Source organism: Nocardia alni (assembly GCF_019038435.1).
GTDB lineage: Bacteria > Actinomycetota > Actinomycetes > Mycobacteriales > Mycobacteriaceae > Nocardia > Nocardia alni.
Window position 1 is genome coordinate 41,665 of record NZ_JAGPOX010000050.1, and the last position, 17,621, is coordinate 59,285.

Below are 17,621 nucleotides of genomic sequence, written 5' to 3' on the forward strand. Positions count from 1 at the left end.
CAGTTTTATTAACATAGGAGACGTTACACTCATTTCGTCGCTAACGGAACCGGAGGCCCATTATGAGTCAGAACACACCCGGATCGGGTCTGCTGCGGCCCGGTGGCCGCACCGCCCGCGTGCGCGAATCCGTCCTGCGCGCGGCCGGCGATCTTCTGAGTCGGAACGGGCTGGCCGATCTGGACCTGGCCGAGGTCGCGGCGCACGCGGGCGTCGGCAAGACCACGGTGTACCGGCGCTGGCGCACTCCCACCGGCCTGGTCACCGATCTGCTGACCGAAATGGCGGAAACCTCGCTGCCGCACGCCGATACCGGTTCGCTGCGCGGTGATCTGCTCGCCAACGCCCGCTTGGTGGTTAAGACCCTCACCGACCCTCGCCAGGGCCCTCTGTTCAAATCCCTTGTCGCGGCGGCGATCTGCGATCCCGCCGCAGCCGAGGCCCTGCGCCACTTCTACGACACGCGCCTGTCCGAATGGTCACCCTGTGTCGCGGCGGCGATCGGGCGCGGCGAACTCGCGCCCGAAACCGATGCCCGCGCGGTTCTTTCCGCCGTGTCCGCACCGCTGTACTACCGGCTGCTGACCACCGGCGACCCGATCGACGACCATGCCGCGACCACGGCCGCAGAGGCCGCCACACTCGCCGCCGAGGCAGGGCTGTTCGCCCGGCTCGGGTGAAACGCGGCCGACCCCGCCGCGTCGGCACGCCGCGATGATGCATGTGCACCGACAGTTCGCAACACACTCGTTAGCGACGGAATACGCTGGTAGCGAGGACAATTGGGGGATGAAGGGTGATCGTGTGGAAATCGTCGTCGATGTCGGCGACGCCAGTCGAAGCTATGAGATAGCCGCGACCCGGGCGGGCCGCCGGGTCGATGTACGGATCGCGCGCGGTGTGGTGGAGGTGAGCGAGGTCACGCGGACCGGAACGGCAGTGCGGACCGCGCGGTTCATGGCCGGGCGCACCCTGGCTGTAGTGGAGTTCCCTGCCGACAAGGGCCCGATCCCCGGCGAATGATCCGACCCCCGATGGACGCCACCGGGTTGCCAGCCACACGCACACGGAGGATTCTCGGTAGTGCCGCAGTTCCGGCATCGGCCCACGAGGGACAGGAGGCACTCGATGACCGACCCCACCGTTGACGCGGTTCCGGACGCCGATCTCGCCGAGCAGTCGACCCCGGCCTACCCCAGCGACGACGACTACGAGCCCGACCCCACCGTCACCGCAACCGACCACGAGGCCGCCGAGGCCGACCTGATCGAACAGGCCATCCCGGCCCCGCTGCCCGACGACGACTACACCGAGCCCGCCGAACCCGGCTACTGAGATCTCACCGCCGCCGAGATTCCACCGCGGCGTCTGAGACCTCACCCCGCCGTGTGAGATCTCACCCCCGTCATCCCGGCACGTTGTTGGCCGGGATCCACGATTCGAAGATGCATTCCCGCCAAGAGCATGCGGGAATGACGATGACAATGCGGGAGCGACGGCACGGCATCGGATGACGGCGACAACGCAGGATGACGGCGATCGGAGTACCTACCCGCCGATTCCCGCTTTCACGCGAGCGTGCAGCTCGCGCAGGCTGGACCGCTCCGTCGCGACCTCGAGCACTCGCATACCGTGCGCGTGCCCGGACAGCTCCCTGGCCAGCTCGGCCGGGTCCACCTGCCGATGCGGTACCCGGTAGGCCGCGCACATGGCTGCCAGATCCATTCCGTGCGGCGTGCCGAACACCCGCTCGAACACCCCCGCGTACTGCGGATCACCCTGTTCCAGCAGTTCGAAGATGCCGCCGCCGTCGTCGTTGGCGACCACGATGGTCAGATCGGCGGGACGCGGCTCGCCCGGACCGATCAGCAGCCCGGACGCGTCGTGCAGGAAGGTCAGATCACCGATCAGTGCGACGGTCCGGCCCGGATGGCTCAGCGCCGCGCCGACCGCGGTGGACACCGTGCCATCGATTCCGGCCACGCCGCGATTGGACAGGATGGTGACGCCCGGATGGGGATGCGAGACCAGCGCGGCGTCCCGCACCGGATTCGAGGCGCCCAGCAGCAGCTGATCACCCTCGCGCAGCGCGTCCATCACGACCGCCGCCACATGCAGGCCGGTCGGCTTGGGATGGTGGGCCAACTCGTCCCGCACGACTCCGGTGGCCTTGGCGTTCATCGCGCGGCAGTGCTCGAGCCATTCGGCGCGGGGACCGCCGCTGGTGATCGCGCGGGTGCCGGTGCCGATCACATTGCCCGAGACGTCGGGCCAGCGCGGGCCGGTGGTCAGCGCGTACACCGTCACCTCCGGATCCGCCAGCACCCTGGACACCTCGCGGTGCAGGGTGGGCCGTCCGGTGATGATCGCCTGGCGGGGGCGCAGCAGCCCCAGCGCCATCGGATGCAGGGCGGGGCCGTGCATCGGTGCGGTCGGCTCGGCCACGGTGGGCAGTTCGGCCAGTTCCGGCCGACGCCCGGCGCCGTGGCCGGAGACGACCACGGTGTCCGGGGTCAGATCGATCTCCAGCGGCACGTCCAGTGTCGCGTATTGCGTTGCGGTCCAGGCCGATCCGTCGGGGCGACCCTCGGGGATCAGCTCGCCCGGCGCCAGATTCGGGACCAGCGGTTCGCGAAGCGGGATATCGAGCTGCACCGGACCGGCGTTGCCGCTTCGGGTGCCGCGCGCGGCCGCGAGCACCCGGCACACCGCCGCGCGCCACACGCTGTTCTGCCGCAGGTACCCGTCGCCCTCGTCCTCGGCCAGACCCAGGCTGTTGGCCAGGCGCACCTGGCTGCCGAACAGGCCGAACTGCTCGACGGTCTGATTCGCGCCGCTGCCGAGCATCTCGTAGGGCCGGTTGGCCGACAGCACGATCAGCGGCCGGCGGGCGTAATTCGCCTCCAGAACGGCCGGGCCCAGATTCGCCACGGCGGTACCGGAGGTCATCACGACGGGCACCGGATGGCCACTGGACAGGGCCAAGCCGATCGCCAGAAATCCGGCGGCGCGCTCGTCGATGCGCATGTGCAACCGCAGCCGGCCCGCGACGTCGGCGGCCTGCAGGGCGAAGGCCAGCGGAGCATTGCGCGAGCCGGGGCACAGCACGACATCCCGCACGCCCCCACGTGCCAACTCGTCGACGACGACCTGCGCCTGTGCTGTCGAAGGATTCACACCCCCACCCTGTCAGACCACGGGCGGTCGTGGGGCGTCGCCCCGCTCACACTCCACGATAAGTGAGGGTTCACTAACCTGACAAAGCGAATATCGGCGCCCGGTGCTGATCGACCGGCAATGCCGGTCGATCAGCTTCGCGAACCAATCAGCCCGCGTGTTTCTGGACCAGGTCACCGACCCGCGGAAGCGCCTCGGCGACATTCTTTTTCGCCGAGGAGCGCAGCGAGGAGTAGACCTTCTTCAACGCCGGGCGCGAGGAGCTCTCGGCCCGCACGTCGGTCACCGACAGAAGCGCCTCGGCGACCTCGTCCTGCTTGGACACCAGCAGATCGGCGAACGAGCCGGCGCCGTTGCCCTTGTACTCAGCCCAGAACGGCTCGAGCTTCTCGACGAACTTGGGCACGAACGACTCGAGCGCATCCCCGATGATGGTCGGGCTTACCTTCTTCACCGCGGCGTATCCGCCCTTGACGGCAAGCCCGGACGCGCCACCCTTATCCGACACCTCGGCGTCCAAAACTTCCTGGGCATCGGCAAGGAAGGCCGAGCGCTTGGTGTCGTCGAGCAGGGATTCAGACAGTGCAGCAACCACTTTCAGGTTCCTCCGGATAGATATTCGATGAGCGAGCGCACGCAACTATACGCACCGGACGATACCGGCACACGGCACTGTTACCACTATGGCTGCCAAGGCAGCAACTGGACCATAAGTCCTTCAGAATCGGCGAGCAGTGTTTCGGATTCGTCTCGGAGCCTTGCGCTTACAAAAGTCTTGCGCCCCTCGACGCGATCGATGGTGCCCTCCACCACGAGCGGAACGTTCAGCGGCGTGATCTTACGGTAGTTGACGTGCAGAAACGCGGTACGGCTGATCGGTCGACCGGCATAGTGCATCAGCGCCCCGAACAGATCGTCGAACAGTAGTGGCAGCACCCCGCCGTGTGCGGCCCCGTTGCCGCCGAGGTGGTAGCGACGGAACTCGCCGCGCATCCGCACACCAGTTGGCCCCGCCTCGACCAGAATCCACGGCGGCATGAGCAGACTGCCGCGCCCCGGCAGCGCGCTCACCCGCCCCGCGGGCCCCTGACGTTCCGGCGCGTCGTAGGGCGCGAGCAGATCGATCATCTGCTGCGCCAGTGCGGTCGCCTGCCCGAACACCTCGTCCGGAGGATCCACCGACACCGCCAGATCCTGCAGTGTGCGCATGGCCTCGAGGAACGGCGCGAAATTCGGCCCCGGCTCGGCCTGCTCGACCTTGGGAAACCCGCCGTGCCCCTCGTACCGATCAGGGTCGGTCGCACTGCGATCGACAACCGGTTCCGCTCGTTCGCTCATACCTGCACGCTAACGTGCCTTCTTACGCCGTCAAACCAAACTCTCCGGTAGGCCCCGCGTACATCGCTTACATACCTGTCGCAACCACCGACACGCCTTCGGGCGCCGAAAACCGCCCGGAGCGAAGCAAAGGGCAAAATCAGCACAGTGACTTTCAATCCGAAATTGTGGGAACCCGTGGCGGGGTTCGAGGATCTGACCGACATCACCTATCACCGGCATATCGAGCAGGGCACGGTCCGGGTGGCGTTCGATCGGCCCGAGGTGCGCAATGCGTTCCGGCCGCACACCGTGGACGAGTTGTATCGCGCGCTCGACCACGCGCGGATGAGCTCCGATGTGGGCGCGGTGCTGCTCACCGGCAACGGGCCCAGCCCCAAGGACGGCGGGTGGGCGTTCTGTTCTGGCGGCGATCAGCGCATCCGCGGCCGCAGCGGCTACCAGTACGCCAGCGGAGAGACGGCCGAGACCGTCGACAAGGCTCGCGGGGGACGGCTGCACATCCTCGAGGTGCAGCGACTGATCCGGTTCATGCCCAAGGTCGTCATCGCACTGGTGAACGGCTGGGCCGCGGGCGGCGGGCACAGCCTGCACGTGGTGTGCGACCTCACCCTGGCCAGCCGCGAGCACGCCCGCTTCAAGCAGACCGACGCCGATGTGGGCAGTTTCGACGCCGGATACGGCAGCGCGTACCTGGCCAAGATGGTCGGCCAGAAGTTCGCCCGGGAGATCTTCTTCCTCGGCCGGCCCTATACCGCCGAGCAGATGCACCTGATGGGCGCGGTCAACGCCGTGGTCGACCACGACCGGCTCGAGGACGAGGCCCTGGAGTGGACCGCCGATATCCTCGGCAAATCCCCGCAGGCCCAGCGCATGCTCAAGTACGCCTTCAACCTCACCGACGACGGCCTGGTCGGCCAGCAGCTGTTCGCCGGAGAGGCCACCCGCATGGGCTACATGACCGACGAGGCCGTCGAGGGCCGCGACGCGTTCCTGGAAAAGCGCGCGCCGGACTGGAGTCCGTACCCCTGGTACTTCTGACGCCTACTCTCGGTCGGGTGGAGATTCTGAGCAGCCGGACGCTGCTGCGTCCGGCGAACTACGAGCTGACTCTCGGCTTCTACCGGGACGCGCTGGGCCTGGCCATCGCGCGCGAATATCCGGGCGGCACCGTGTTCTTCGCCGGACCGACGCTGATCGAGGTGGCCGGGCACGGCCGGGAGCCGGACGCCCCGGCCGGGTTCGCCGGGGCGCTCTGGCTCCAGGTGCGCGACGTCAACAACGCAGCGGCCCAGCTCGCCCTGCGCGGAGTCCGGATCGATCGCGGGCCGGTGCAGGAGTCGTGGGGACTGATCGAAATGTGGGTGCGCGATCCGGACGACGTGCCGATCGTGCTGGTGGAGGTGCCCGACGGTCACCCGCTGCGCCGCGACGCCAGGCCGCCCAAATTCAAATAGCAACCAGATAGCAAACATTAGGAATACCACTCGTAAATTTCGGAACAACCGGGGACCTATCGGTCTGTTTTACGGACCGATCGCGCACACTGGGTGAGTGACCGCCGAACTATTCGTGCTGCTCATCGTTATCGTCACCGCCCTGGCCTTCGACTTCACCAACGGTTTCCACGACACCGCGAACGCGATGGCCACCTCCATCGCCACCGGCGCCCTGGGGCCGCGTACCGCCGTCGTACTGTCCGGTGTGCTCAATCTGGTGGGCGCGTTCCTGAGCGTGAGCGTCGCCGCGACCGTGGCCGAGGGCATCGTCCGCCTGAACGCGGTGCACGGCCAGGCACTCCTGGACATCGTGTTCGCGGGCCTGGTCGGCGGCATCCTGTGGAATCTGCTGACCTGGCTGCTCGGGCTGCCGTCGAGTTCCTCGCACGCACTGTTCGGCGGGCTGATCGGCGCCACCGTCGCTGCGCTGGGCTGGAACGGGGTGATCTGGTCCGCGGGCCAGAAGGGCGTGCTCACCAAGATCATCGTGCCCGCGGTGCTCGCGCCGATCGTCGCCGCGCTGGTCGCCGCGATCGGCACCTGGCTGATCTACCGCATCACCCGGGGCATCGAATCGGGCGCGGTGAACCGCGAATTCCGCTGGGGCCAGATCGGCTCGGCCTCGCTGGTATCGCTCGCGCACGGCACCAACGACGCGCAGAAGACGATGGGCATCATCTTCCTGGCCCTGATCGCCCACGGATCGGTGTCACCGAACAGCGCACTGCCGCTGTGGGTGATCCTGGCCTGCGGGCTGGCCATGGCGCTGGGCACCGCGCTGGGCGGCTGGCGAATCATCCGCACCCTCGGCAAGGGCCTTGTCGACATCACACCACCGCAGGGCTTGGCCGCCGAGGCCACCAGCGCGGCAATCATTCTCACTTCCGCGCAGTTCGGCTTGCCACTGTCCACGACGCACACGGTGACCGGCTCGATCCTGGGCACCGGTCTGGGCAGGCCCGGCGCCGAGGTCCGCTGGAGCGTGCTGGGACGGATGACGATCGCGTGGCTGGTCACCCTGCCACTGGCCGGGCTGGTGGGCGCGTGCTGCTGGGGACTGGCCGATCTGATCGGCGGGCTTGCCGGGGTGCTGGTGGTGTTCGCACTGCTGGTGGTGCTGTCGGCGTACATGTACATGCGCTCGCGCCGCTCGCCCGTGCACGCGGGCAACGTCAACGACGAGTGGGCGGGGGCATCCGGCTCACCCGGCAGCGATTCGACCGGTGACGGCATATCCCCGAACGGTGCCTCCGGCACGATCGGTGACGGAGACTCGGCGGTACGGGACACGACCGCGCCGGCGGATTCGCCAGGCGTCGCACGAACGCCCCAGGACGGTGAACCACCGCTGCACGATTCGGAATCGGCCGGGAGGACCTGATGCACACAGTGGTGACCGATCTGCAGCAACTGTGGCGTGTGGCCCTGGCCGCACTTCTGTTCGGCGCGGGACTACCCACGATCTTCGCCGTCGGCGTCCGATTCCAATCCCTCAGCCGGGCCGCGGTCGTGGGTGCGCCCGGCGGCACGAATGCCTCCGGGATCCCGCTCTCCCGCCGCCGCGCCGCCCTCGCCGCGGCCGTGGCGTGCTACGCGGTCGTCCTCGCGATCGTGATCGCGGGCGTGCTCTACGTCGCCAAGGCATTCATCGCCTCCCATTTCGGCATCCACCTGTTCGATTGAGATTTGACGGAAAGGATCATCGGTGACAGCGCAGACACCACAGCCACCCGACCCGTCGACGGCATCCGGGTCGATGTTGCAGAAGGTTCTCGGCTGGCTCAAGGCCGGATATCCGCAGGGCGTCCCGCAGTCCGACTATGTCGCGCTGCTGGCGGTGCTGCACCGACGGCTCACCGACTTCGAGGTACACGTCGTCGTGGACGAGTTGGTGCGCGAGCGCGCCGGTGACGACGAGATCGCCCGCCACGAGATCGAGGAGGCGATCAGCCGAGTTGCCAAAGAGCAGCCGGGCGAGGACGATATCGCCAGGGTGACCGCCCGGCTCGAGTCCGGTGGCTGGCCACTTGCGACACCGGCGTCCGAGACACCCGATCCCTCGAGTTAGCCGAAGGAGGCTCGGGACCCGTTAGCGGGTCGTCGGCCCAGACATGACACGATCGCTACAGTGAGTACCCTGCGGACCCTTCCCATGCCGACCGGCGCCGGGGTGGGTGATGTCCTTCCCCACCTGCGCGATGCCCTGGAGGGTAGCGGTCCAGCCTGGCTACCGGTGCCCGGCGGCGACCGCCGGGAGACCCATCGCCTGTCCAGCGCCCTGCGCCCCGGCGAGCCCATCGACGACGATATCGCCCTGGTGGTGACCACATCGGGCACCACCGGCGTGCCCAAGGGCGCGATGCTGACCTCGGCGGCGCTGCGGGCCAGCGGCGAGGCCACACACGAGCGGCTCGGCGGCCCGGGCCAGTGGCTGCTGGCCCTGCCCACCCACCATATCGCCGGGTTGCAGGTGCTGATGCGCGGCGTCCTGGCCGGGACCGAGCCCGCGGTGCTGGATGTCTCGGACGGTTTCCTGACCAGCGGCCTGACCAGTGCGATCTCCGGGATGAGGAGCGCGCGCCGCTATACCTCGCTGGTACCGACACAGCTGATCAAGACCCTCGACGATCCGGCCTGCGTCGAGGCCCTGGCCTCGCTGGACGCGGTGCTCGTCGGCGGCGCGGCCACCCCCCTGCCGGTGCTCGAGCGCGCCCGCGCCGCCGGGATCACCATTGTGCGCACCTACGGCATGAGCGAGACCTGCGGCGGCAGCGTCTACGACGGCGTGCCGTTGACCGGGACGACGGTCCGCATCGAGAACGGCCGCGTGCTGCTGGGCGGCGACATGCTCGCCAGCGGCTATCGCGGGATCCCGGAGCATCCGGCCTTCGCCGAGCCCGGCTGGTTCCGCACCGACGACGCCGGGGTGGTCGAGGACGGCGTCCTGCGCATCACCGGCCGCCTGGACGAGGCCATCTCCACCGGCGGTCTGCTGGTGATCCCGCAGGTGGTCGAGGCCGTCCTGGTCGAACACCCGGACGTGCGGGAGTGCGTCGTGCTCGGCCTGCCGGACGAACGCCTGGGCCAGCGTGTGGTCGTGGTGGTGGTCCCGGAACCCGGCGCCCGGCCGACCCTGGACGACCTGCGCGCCCACGTCGTCGCCGCCCTGGACTCGACCGCCGCCCCCCGCGAGCTGGCGATCGTGGAAGAGATCCCGATGCGGGGGCCGGGCAAGCCCAACCGAGCCGCCCTGCGCGAGCACCTGCTGACCAGCACGACCCGCTGAAAGGATCTTGCGTAGGCGTGCAATAGCGGCGCAAGGGGTGTGCAAGACGCGGGCCGCACTGTTACCGCATGACTTCTTACACACCCTCCAACAGTCTCGCGATCGAGGCGGACGGGCTGGTCAAGGTCTTCGGGGAGCAGCGAGCCGTCGACGGCGTGAGCCTGACGGTGCCGCAAGGCGCGGTCTACGGCGTGCTCGGGCCCAACGGAGCCGGTAAGACCACCACCATCCGCATGCTGGCCACGTTGCTGCGCCCGGACGGGGGCAGCGCGCGCATCTTCGGCCGCGACGTCGTCGCCGAGCCGACCGCGGTCCGCTCCCTGATCGGCGTCACCGGACAGTATGCCTCGGTGGACGAAAAGCTCAGCGCGACCGAAAATCTCATCATCTTCTCGCGCCTGCTCGGGCTGAGCCGATCGGCCTCCCGGCGCAAGGCGGCCGAACTGCTCGAGGAATTCGGGCTGACCGAGGCGGCGAACAAGGCCCTGGAGAACTTCTCCGGCGGCATGCGCCGGCGCCTGGACCTGGCCGCCAGCCTGATCGCCACGCCTCCGCTGCTGTTCCTGGACGAGCCGACCACCGGCCTGGATCCGCGCACCCGCGCCCAGATGTGGGAGACCATCCGCCGCCTGGTGCGCGAGGGCGCGACCGTCCTGCTCACCACCCAGTACCTGGACGAGGCCGATCAGCTGGCCGACCGGATCGCGGTGATCGACCGCGGCAAGGTGATCGCCGACGGCACCTCGGACGAGCTGAAGGCATCGGTCGGCCTGTCCGCCCTGCAGCTCACCGTGGCCGATCCGAGCACCCTCGAACCGGCCCGCGCCCTGGTCAGCGAATTCCTCTCGCGTGCCGCGGGACGGCTCATCGAGGCCACCGTCAGCCCCGAAGCGGGACGGATCACCGTGCCGCTGGACGATCCGAGCCTCACCGCAGATCTCTTGATCCGTCTGCGCGACAACGACATTCGGATCGAGGAGATCAACGTCAGCAAGCCCAGCCTGGACGAGGTGTTCTTCTCCCTGACCGGCCACGGGGCCGAGTCCGGCGACTCCGAGGGCGCCACCACCGATTCCGAAAGGAGTGCGGCATGACCACCACAGTCACCGCCCCCGCACAACCCGCGGCCGTCCGCCGCCCCGCCGCGATTCCCAACGTCAGCAACCACATCAGCGTGCGCCAGACCATCGCGAATTCGCTGACCATGGCCTACCGCGGCATACTGAAGATGCGGCACAACCCCGAGCAGCTGTTCGACGTCACGATCCAGCCGGTGCTGTTCACGGCGCTGTTCGCCTATATCTTCGGCGGCGCGATCGGCGGCAGCGTGCACAACTACCTGCCCGTGCTGATCCCTGGAATTCTGGTGCAGACCGTCGTGCTGACCTCGGTAGTCACCGGTACCCAGCTGCGCGAGGATATGGACAAGGGCGTCTTCGACCGATTCAAATCCCTGCCCATCGCCCGCGTCGCGGCGCTGTCGGGCGCACTGCTGGCCGATATGGTCCGCTACGTCATCGCCACCACGCTGACCGTCGTGGTCGGCCTGATCCTGGGCTACCGTCCGCACGGCGGCGTCGCCGGCGTCGTGGTGGCGGGCCTGATCGTGGTGTTCTGCTCGTTCGCGATCAGCTGGATCTGGGCCCTGGTCGGCGTGACCGGCAAGAGCGCCGCCTCGGTGCAGGGCATCTCGATGATGATCATGTTCCCGCTGACGTTCATGTCCGGCGCCTTCGCACTGGTCAAGACCATGCCAGGCTGGATGCAGGCGATCGACAAGGCCAATCCCGTGTACTACATGGTGAATGCGGGCCGTGAACTGATGAACGGCAACATCTACTCCAGCAATATCGTGTGGTGCCTGGTCGGTTCACTCATCGTGATCGCGATCTTCGCCCCACTGGCCATCCGGGCCTACATGCGCCGAGCCTGAAACCCGAACGATCCCAACCCGATCCCGCCGGATGCGTCATCCGGCGGGATCGGCGGCTGCTCGAGTCCGCACAGTCAGCCGGGCAGATATTCGGCCGCGACCCGTTGCGCTGCTACAGCTTCCCCGAAAGCTGTTCGAACAGTGCCAGAATGCGGTCGCCCGCACTGCTCCGGCCCAACCGGGCGACGCGCTCGCGGACCGGTGCCATCAACTCCTCGGTGGTCGCCGCCGCGTGCCGGGCCAGATGTCGGTCGATGCGTGCCGACGGGACGTCCTGCCGCGCTTTGACCTTGAGGCCGAGCACGATCAGTTCCCGGCCGGTGTCCGGAAACTTGTCGACGGTGAGCAGGTACGAGCCGATGGCCACCGCTACCGAGCCGATCTGGGGACGGTCGATGTACATGAGAAACTGATCACGAGTGAAGTCGACGAGTTCCTGTGGCAACCTCGGTACGGCGTCCAGGCCGTCGTTCAGCAGGTGCGCATGTAGTACCGCGGCGGCGGTGACGGCCGTGCCCGGTCCGGGCACCTGCTCAGCGGCGGGCCAGGCCAGCAACTCCAGCGCCCGGCGCGCGCGTCGCAGCCCGGCCTCGACATCGCCTTGGGCCAAGGCTAGTTCGAACCAGCCGACCTGAAGCGCGGCGCGGCGCTGGTTCGGGCGCAGCACCGGATCCTCGGGCCCGGCATCGCCCTCGACGAATCCGGCCGCCTGCTCGAGTACCTGCCTGGCCTGCTCCGGCTCACCCGCACCGACCAGCGAAATGGCAAGGTAGCTGGATATTTCGGCGACCTCGTCGAAACATCTGAACTGCTGCAGGGCGTCCACGGCACGGCGATAGTGCTCGGCCGATTCCCGGTATCGGGCGGTCTGCGCGGACAGCTGGGCCAGGTGCTGATACAGCATCGCCGTGCTCCACACGTCGGTATCGGGAACATCCCGCTTGGCGCACTGCGCATCTCGCATCGAGCCGTAGAGGTCACCGGCATTCTCCCGGAGGTTCGCCCGCAGCATCAAGGCGGACGTGCGGGTCTCCAGGTCGGGCGAACGCACACCCTCACTGAGCTTGCGCGCCACCCGCATCGGCGTGGGCCGCAGGCACAGCATCTCGCCGATGAACCTGGATCCCGGTGTCAGCGTGGTGGATCCGCGCAGCAGTCGCCGTATCCTGGTGCGCAATACGGCTCCGTCGCGCAGCCCGAACCCGCCGAAGGTCATATGCATGGCCAACATCGCCTGCGCGGACATCTGGAGATCGTCCAGGGGCTCCTGCGACTGGGCCGGTGGCGGCGGTACCGCCAGCACCCGGGGCATCCAGCCGATCAGTTCGCCATGTGCCCCGCGCAGGGCCCACAGCATGCCCACGAGCGGGAACACCGTGTACACCGTCTCGGCACGGCCCCTGTCCAGGGCGTGCCGAAGGACCGCGAGAAGGTTGTCCAGTTCCACGCCCACCTCGAGCACCACCGGAACCTGGTCCTTGCGGATGGTATAGCGGTGATACGCGGCGATCGCTAGATCCTTGGCCCACAACGCCATTCGATCCATCACCAGATCCGTCTCACCGGCCTCGGTCAGGCGTTCCTCGCCGAATTCCCGGACGGTCTCCAGCATTCGGTAGCGAATGCCACCGAATTCGTCGTCCAGTACCGACAGCAGCGACTGGCCGACCAGGCCGTCCACGGCGGCGGCGATATCGCCGACCTCCGGCCCGTCGGCGACGAGTTCGGCTGCGGTGAAGGTGAATCCGGCCGGAAACCGGCACAGCCGTCGCAGCGCGATGCGCTGCGGTTCGTCCAGCAGATTCCAGCTCCAGTCGATCACCGCGTGCAGGGTGCGATGGCGTTGCGGGGAGCTGCGATCTCCGCTGCGCAGCAGCGTGAATCGGTGTTCGAGCCGCGCCTCGATCTCCTCGGCGCTCATGGTCCGCACACGCGCCGCGGCCAGTTCGATCGCCAGCGGCAGCCCGTCCAGGGTGCGGCACAGCCGGGCCACCACCGCCGGATCCAGTCGCACCGACGGCCGCACGGCGCGGGCGCGCGCAGCGAACAGTTCGGTGGCGGGCGAGCCGTGCTCATCGATGGTCAGCGGCGGCAGCGGATACACCGCCTCGGCGGTGATCTCCAGAGGTGCGCGACTGGTGGTGAGCACGGTGAGCCGATCGCAGGCGCCGACCAGGTCGGCGACCACCTCGGCGACCGCGTCGATGAGATGTTCGCAGTTGTCCAGAATCAGCAGCATCGGCCGGGCGGCGACCGCGTCGCGCAATCGCTGGCGCGCGTCGATCCGGAAGCCCGGGCGCAGACCCGCGCCCTCGCGAGCCACCTCGGCGACGCCCAGGGCCGCGCCGATGGCGGTCTCCACCTCGGCGCGGGCCTCGTCCGGCGCGGCGCGCACCGAGGCCAGCTCGACCAGGACGACCGGCAAATGCTGCGCGGTCCGCTGACCCAATTCGTTTGCCACCCTGGTCTTTCCGGTACCGCCCGGGCCGAGCACCGTGGTGACCCGGCTGGCGATGAGCAGATCGTCGAGCGCGACGAGATCGGTGGCACGACCCAGCAGTTGATTCGGCGCGGCACGCAGACCGATCGTCCCGAAGGGCTGGGGTGTGTTCTGGGACAACGCGTTCGGGGACGCGGCATCCGAAGACGCCGCGGGCGATAGCGGACTCGGCGACGCATCGGAGGCCGACGAATCCGGTGGTGCCGCGAAGCCCTGGGAAGGGGAGGCCGAATCCACGGGCCGGCTCGCCGCCGCCGATCGCGAACCGTTCACCGGCGCGACGCCATCGACCGACCGGTCACCGTCCTTCGCCGACCGGCCACGCGAGATCATCGATTCCCCGCGCAGGATCGCCATGTTCAGCTCGGCGAGCGCCGGACCGGGATTCGCCCCGAGTTCGGCCGCCAGCCGGGCCCGAACGGATGCGAAGACCTCCAATGCCTCATTGCCGCGGCCTGCCGCGGCCAGCAGCCGCATCAGGGTGCCGTGCGCCGGTTCGTCCAGCGGCCGGGCCGCCGCGATCCGCCGCGCGATCCGCACCGCACCGTCGAAATCGCCGGACTTCTCCCGGGAGGCCGATTCCAGTTCGTCCAGGGCGTGCCATCGGGTCGCGGCCGCTTCGGCCAGATCCTCGGCGGCCGGCCCGGGCGGCAGATCCGCACCCGGCTCGCCGCGCCACAGCGCCCGCGCCCGCACGACCAGCTCCAGGCAACCCGCATCGTCCCCCGCGGCGTGCCGCTCGCGGGCCTGCCGCTCGAGGCGGCGGGCCAGGGTGAGATCGATCTGCTCCTCGGTCAGGGTCAGCCGATATCCGGCCGGACCGACCTCGAGCGCACCGTCCGGCAGCAGTGAACGCAGCCGGGAGACCTGGGTGTGCAGGGCGTTCATCGGAGCGCGCGGGGGCTGCTCACCCCAGACGTCCTCGATCAGCGCCGTGGCGCTGCGGCTACGGCCCGAATGGGTGGCCAGGGCGGCGACCAGCAGACGGGCCCGCGCACCGGGCACCGCGACCGGACCGGCGCCGTCGCGGCTCACCGCGATCTCGCCCAGCAGCACTACTCGCACGGTCCCTGTGGGCACCGCTACGTCCCGGCCGTCGCCCGACCGGATACCTGTCGCCGCTGCGCCCGCCGAACCACTGTGATCAGGAATCATTCCGAATGCCATCGTAAATGGGTGGTCCACCGATTATCGGGCACGCGGCATCGTGACCACCCACACCGAGCCGCGGGATACTCCCCGCACAGAATACTCCGATATATCGAAATAATGCTAGCGATAGGGTGGCGCGCGGCTTGTCGATTCCGGGGTGACGATTAGGCTTCCGATCATGGCTAGTGCAGCACAGTGGTTGGAGGGTGCGCGGCCGCGCACCCTGCCCAACGCCATCGCCCCCGTCCTGGTCGGCACCGGCGCGGCGGCTTCGCTCGGCGGTGCGGTCTGGTGGAGGGCGGTGCTCGCACTGGTGGTCTCGCTGGCCCTGATCATCGGGGTCAACTACGCCAACGACTACTCCGACGGCATCCGCGGCACCGATGACGAGCGGGTCGGGCCGTTGCGGCTGGTCGGGTCCGGTGTGGCCTCGCCGCGCGCGGTGAAGACCGCCGCGATCGCCAGCCTGGGCGTGGGCGCGGTGTTCGGTCTGGTGCTGGTGTTGACCACCGCGTGGTGGCTGCTGCTGGTCGGCGCAGCCTGCCTGGCCGGGGCGTGGTTCTACACCGGCGGCCGGAAACCCTATGGCTACAGCGGTTTCGGCGAGATCGCGGTATTCGTGTTCTTCGGGCTGATCGCGGTACTCGGCACCGAATTCGTGCAGGCGCGGCGGCTGGACTGGGCCGGCCTGGTCGGCGCGGTGGCGGTCGGCGCGTTCTCCAGCGCGGTGCTGGTCACCAACAATCTGCGCGATATACCCACCGATACGGTGACGGGCAAGACGACGCTGGCCGTACGGCTGGGCGATACCCGCACCCGCACACTGCATCTGGTGTTGATGGTGGCGCCGTTCGTGGCGTCGCTGGCGCTGGCCGCGCGCACCCCGTGGGCACTGCTCGGGTTGCTGGCGATTCCGCTCGCGGTGCGCTCCAACGGACCGGTGCGCGGCGGACAGCAAGGGCCCGGATTGATTCCGTCGCTGCGGGATACGGGCCTGGCGATGCTGCTGTGGTCGATCCTGACCGCGGTCACGCTGGCGATCTGAGAGCCCGGCAGGTTCTAGTCCCGGCCGCCCTCGGGCACGAAGATGCCCAGTATCCAGTTGATCACGGTGATGATGATCGCACCCAGGATCGCCGCGCCCACGCCGTGGACCCGCAGCCCGTAGGCGGTGGTTTCGGTGATCACCGCGGTCAGCCACAGCATCAGGGCGTTGATGACCAGCAGGAACAGGCCGAGGGACAGCACGACCAAGGGCAGTGACAGCAGTTTGACGATCGGCTTGATCAGCGCGTTCACCAGGCCGAAAACGATCGCGACGACCAGCACAACGATGACCTTGCCGGTTGTGCCCTTGTCCGCCGGGCTGACGAGCTCGATGTTGTGCACCCACAGGGACGCGAGCCAGATCGCGACGGCGTTGATGATCAGGCGGAGCAGAAGGGCCATGGCGCCATGCTAGCTGGCACGACGCCATGGGACCCGATATGCCGCCGGGGCGCCGGAGCATCGGGCGGGGACCTACGCCGCCCGGTCGAGCAGCTGGTGTACCGCCTGGCGCAGTGCCGCGATGCCCGTCTCGCCGCCCAGCAGTTCGCGAGTCGGCTCGTTCGCGGCACGCAGCACGCCGAGCAGTACGTGCGCCGCCTCGATGGTCTTGTCGCCGCGCGAAACAGCCTCGCGCAGTGACAGTTCCAGCGCCTTCTTCCCATCCCGATCGAACGGGATGTGCCCGGACTTCATGCCGTCACCGAATCCGAAGCGCCCACGCGGCTTTTCGGCGGCCGGTGAACGGTCCAGCGCGTCCGCGCCGAAGGTTTCCTCCAGGCTTGCCCGCACAGCCTCCAGGTCGATGCCGATGGATCGCAATGCGGCGGCGTCATCTTCGCCGAGCGGCTCACCGGACTGCCTGTCGGTCAACGATTCTCGAATCGATCTGGCCGTAATTCCGTTGTCTTCCAGTATCTTCCGTACCCCAGTATCCGGGCTCATGGCTATACCGAGCAGCATATGCTCGACAGCGACACTCGGAGAACGCATTTCGCGTGCTTCCTCCTGCGCTACTACGACCGCATACCTCGCGGCCCTGGCAAATCTCTCGAACATCAGCGGATTCCGCCTCTCCGGTTGTACTTCTGGTGGACCGCCTGCCGGCTGACCTCGAGCGCGTCGGCGATCGCTTGCCAGGACCAGCCCTGCGTGCGGGCATTGGCCACTTGGATCGCCTCGAGACGCTCGAGCAACCGCCGCAGCGCAAGCACCGCACGCAGGCCGACCGTGGGATCGGGACTGCCGGCGGCGGCCGCCAGGGTCGTTGCTTCACTCATGTACGTCAATTTACGTTGACATCGAGCGGTCGTCAACAAAAATTGACATCACGGCCGAGAAGTTGCGCGGAGATGACAAAAGGGCAGGTCAGTCCCGGTTGCTACACGGAAGGGCTACTCGTCGCCGCGCATACGCGCGCGCAGCTGCGCCTTGTCGGTGCGCCGCTTCTCGTCGACCGCCGCGATGTCCTGATTCACTCGCGACCGCAGGCGCTTGAACAGCACCAGCGACAGCGGCATCGCGACGATCAGCCCGAACAAAATCGCCACCACTACCGGAATTTGGACGTTCAGCAAATGCGCGACAGCCACGATTATCGCGGCAATGACCGCGACCAGCGCCAGCCGGGCAACGGTGTACAGAACCAGGTTGCGCGCCAGCCGCCGGCCCGCCGGGGCGGGGGCCCCG

Annotated in this window: 20 protein-coding genes; 12 read left to right on the forward strand and 8 right to left on the reverse strand. The window is 68.3% G+C overall.

Annotation, left to right across the window (positions count from 1 at the left end; all coding sequences use genetic code 11):
- The first annotated feature begins 62 nt into the window (after positions 1 to 62).
- The 3 genes from JZ791_RS20165 to JZ791_RS20175 all read left to right on the forward strand — a co-directional run bounded on the left by JZ791_RS20165 (position 63) and on the right by JZ791_RS20175 (position 1,335).
- The gene (locus tag JZ791_RS20165) at positions 63 to 680 is read left to right on the forward strand and encodes a TetR/AcrR family transcriptional regulator (protein ID WP_216896705.1); all 618 of its coding nucleotides are present in this window, start codon (positions 63 to 65) and stop codon (positions 678 to 680) included.
- A 109-nt stretch (positions 681 to 789) separates the two neighbouring features.
- On the forward strand, positions 790 to 1,023 hold the full coding sequence (locus tag JZ791_RS20170; protein ID WP_216896706.1) for a DUF8836 family protein: 234 nt from the start codon (positions 790 to 792) through the stop codon (positions 1,021 to 1,023).
- A gap of 105 nt (positions 1,024 to 1,128) precedes the next feature.
- Positions 1,129 to 1,335, forward strand: coding sequence for an Rv3202a family protein (locus JZ791_RS20175; protein WP_216896707.1), 207 nt, complete (start codon positions 1,129 to 1,131; stop codon positions 1,333 to 1,335).
- Positions 1,336 to 1,548: 213 nt separating this feature from the next.
- Here JZ791_RS20175 and menD read toward each other — a convergent pair whose 3' ends face one another.
- The 3 genes from menD to JZ791_RS20190 all read right to left on the reverse strand — a co-directional run bounded on the left by menD (position 1,549) and on the right by JZ791_RS20190 (position 4,515).
- Positions 1,549 to 3,177: a 2-succinyl-5-enolpyruvyl-6-hydroxy-3-cyclohexene-1-carboxylic-acid synthase gene (gene menD, locus JZ791_RS20180; protein ID WP_216896708.1), complete on the reverse strand. Its 1,629-nt coding sequence runs from the start codon at positions 3,175 to 3,177 to the stop codon at positions 1,549 to 1,551.
- A 148-nt stretch (positions 3,178 to 3,325) separates the two neighbouring features.
- Positions 3,326 to 3,772: a DUF6918 family protein gene (locus JZ791_RS20185; protein ID WP_216896709.1), complete on the reverse strand. Its 447-nt coding sequence runs from the start codon at positions 3,770 to 3,772 to the stop codon at positions 3,326 to 3,328.
- A gap of 86 nt (positions 3,773 to 3,858) precedes the next feature.
- Entirely contained in the window at positions 3,859 to 4,515 is a 657-nt protein-coding gene (locus JZ791_RS20190; protein WP_216896710.1) for a PaaI family thioesterase, read from the reverse strand.
- 147 nt (positions 4,516 to 4,662) lie between these two features.
- Between JZ791_RS20190 and JZ791_RS20195 the strand changes: the two genes are divergently transcribed.
- The 8 genes from JZ791_RS20195 (at position 4,663) to JZ791_RS20230 (ending at position 11,233) form a co-directional block, all read left to right on the forward strand.
- Positions 4,663 to 5,556: a 1,4-dihydroxy-2-naphthoyl-CoA synthase gene (locus JZ791_RS20195; RefSeq protein ID WP_216896711.1), complete on the forward strand. Its 894-nt coding sequence runs from the start codon at positions 4,663 to 4,665 to the stop codon at positions 5,554 to 5,556.
- A 17-nt stretch (positions 5,557 to 5,573) separates the two neighbouring features.
- On the forward strand, positions 5,574 to 5,972 hold the full coding sequence (locus JZ791_RS20200; protein WP_216896712.1) for a VOC family protein: 399 nt from the start codon (positions 5,574 to 5,576) through the stop codon (positions 5,970 to 5,972).
- 97 nt (positions 5,973 to 6,069) lie between these two features.
- Positions 6,070 to 7,395: an inorganic phosphate transporter gene (locus JZ791_RS20205; protein WP_216896713.1), complete on the forward strand. Its 1,326-nt coding sequence runs from the start codon at positions 6,070 to 6,072 to the stop codon at positions 7,393 to 7,395.
- Complete coding sequence (locus JZ791_RS20210; RefSeq protein ID WP_216896714.1) at positions 7,395 to 7,697, forward strand: hypothetical protein; 303 nt, start codon at positions 7,395 to 7,397, stop codon at positions 7,695 to 7,697. Before JZ791_RS20205 ends, JZ791_RS20210 begins: the two co-directional genes overlap by 1 nt.
- A gap of 73 nt (positions 7,698 to 7,770) precedes the next feature.
- Positions 7,771 to 8,082: a DUF3349 domain-containing protein gene (locus JZ791_RS20215; protein WP_216896727.1), complete on the forward strand. Its 312-nt coding sequence runs from the start codon at positions 7,771 to 7,773 to the stop codon at positions 8,080 to 8,082.
- 60 nt (positions 8,083 to 8,142) lie between these two features.
- Positions 8,143 to 9,300 carry an o-succinylbenzoate--CoA ligase gene (gene menE / locus JZ791_RS20220; RefSeq protein ID WP_308163002.1) on the forward strand — a complete coding sequence of 386 codons (1,158 nt, stop codon included), beginning with the start codon at positions 8,143 to 8,145 and terminating at the stop codon, positions 9,298 to 9,300.
- A 68-nt stretch (positions 9,301 to 9,368) separates the two neighbouring features.
- On the forward strand, positions 9,369 to 10,394 hold the full coding sequence (locus tag JZ791_RS20225; RefSeq protein WP_216896715.1) for an ATP-binding cassette domain-containing protein: 1,026 nt from the start codon (positions 9,369 to 9,371) through the stop codon (positions 10,392 to 10,394).
- Positions 10,391 to 11,233, forward strand: coding sequence for an ABC transporter permease (locus tag JZ791_RS20230; RefSeq protein WP_216896716.1), 843 nt, complete (start codon positions 10,391 to 10,393; stop codon positions 11,231 to 11,233). Before JZ791_RS20225 ends, JZ791_RS20230 begins: the two co-directional genes overlap by 4 nt.
- Before the next feature lie 112 nt (positions 11,234 to 11,345).
- On the opposite strand, the gene JZ791_RS20235 is transcribed toward JZ791_RS20230, so the two are convergent.
- Entirely contained in the window at positions 11,346 to 14,813 is a 3,468-nt protein-coding gene (locus JZ791_RS20235; protein ID WP_308163003.1) for an AfsR/SARP family transcriptional regulator, read from the reverse strand.
- A 250-nt stretch (positions 14,814 to 15,063) separates the two neighbouring features.
- On the opposite strand from JZ791_RS20235, the gene JZ791_RS20240 reads away from it, so the two are divergent.
- Positions 15,064 to 15,930 carry a 1,4-dihydroxy-2-naphthoate polyprenyltransferase gene (locus tag JZ791_RS20240; RefSeq protein WP_216896717.1) on the forward strand — a complete coding sequence of 289 codons (867 nt, stop codon included), beginning with the start codon at positions 15,064 to 15,066 and terminating at the stop codon, positions 15,928 to 15,930.
- Between the two features lie 14 nt (positions 15,931 to 15,944).
- Here the strand turns inward: JZ791_RS20240 and JZ791_RS20245 are convergent, their stop codons facing one another.
- The 4 genes from JZ791_RS20245 to JZ791_RS20260 form a co-directional block, all read right to left on the reverse strand.
- Positions 15,945 to 16,334: a phage holin family protein gene (locus JZ791_RS20245; protein ID WP_216896718.1), complete on the reverse strand. Its 390-nt coding sequence runs from the start codon at positions 16,332 to 16,334 to the stop codon at positions 15,945 to 15,947.
- Between the two features lie 72 nt (positions 16,335 to 16,406).
- Positions 16,407 to 16,991: a Clp protease N-terminal domain-containing protein gene (locus tag JZ791_RS20250; RefSeq protein WP_216896719.1), complete on the reverse strand. Its 585-nt coding sequence runs from the start codon at positions 16,989 to 16,991 to the stop codon at positions 16,407 to 16,409.
- Positions 16,991 to 17,212: a helix-turn-helix domain-containing protein gene (locus JZ791_RS20255; RefSeq protein WP_215915637.1), complete on the reverse strand. Its 222-nt coding sequence runs from the start codon at positions 17,210 to 17,212 to the stop codon at positions 16,991 to 16,993. The genes JZ791_RS20250 and JZ791_RS20255 overlap by 1 nt, the downstream gene beginning before the upstream one ends.
- Positions 17,213 to 17,326: 114 nt before the next feature.
- A partial coding sequence (locus tag JZ791_RS20260; RefSeq protein WP_254205993.1) for a DUF4229 domain-containing protein occupies positions 17,327 to 17,621 on the reverse strand: 295 nt, incomplete at its 5' end.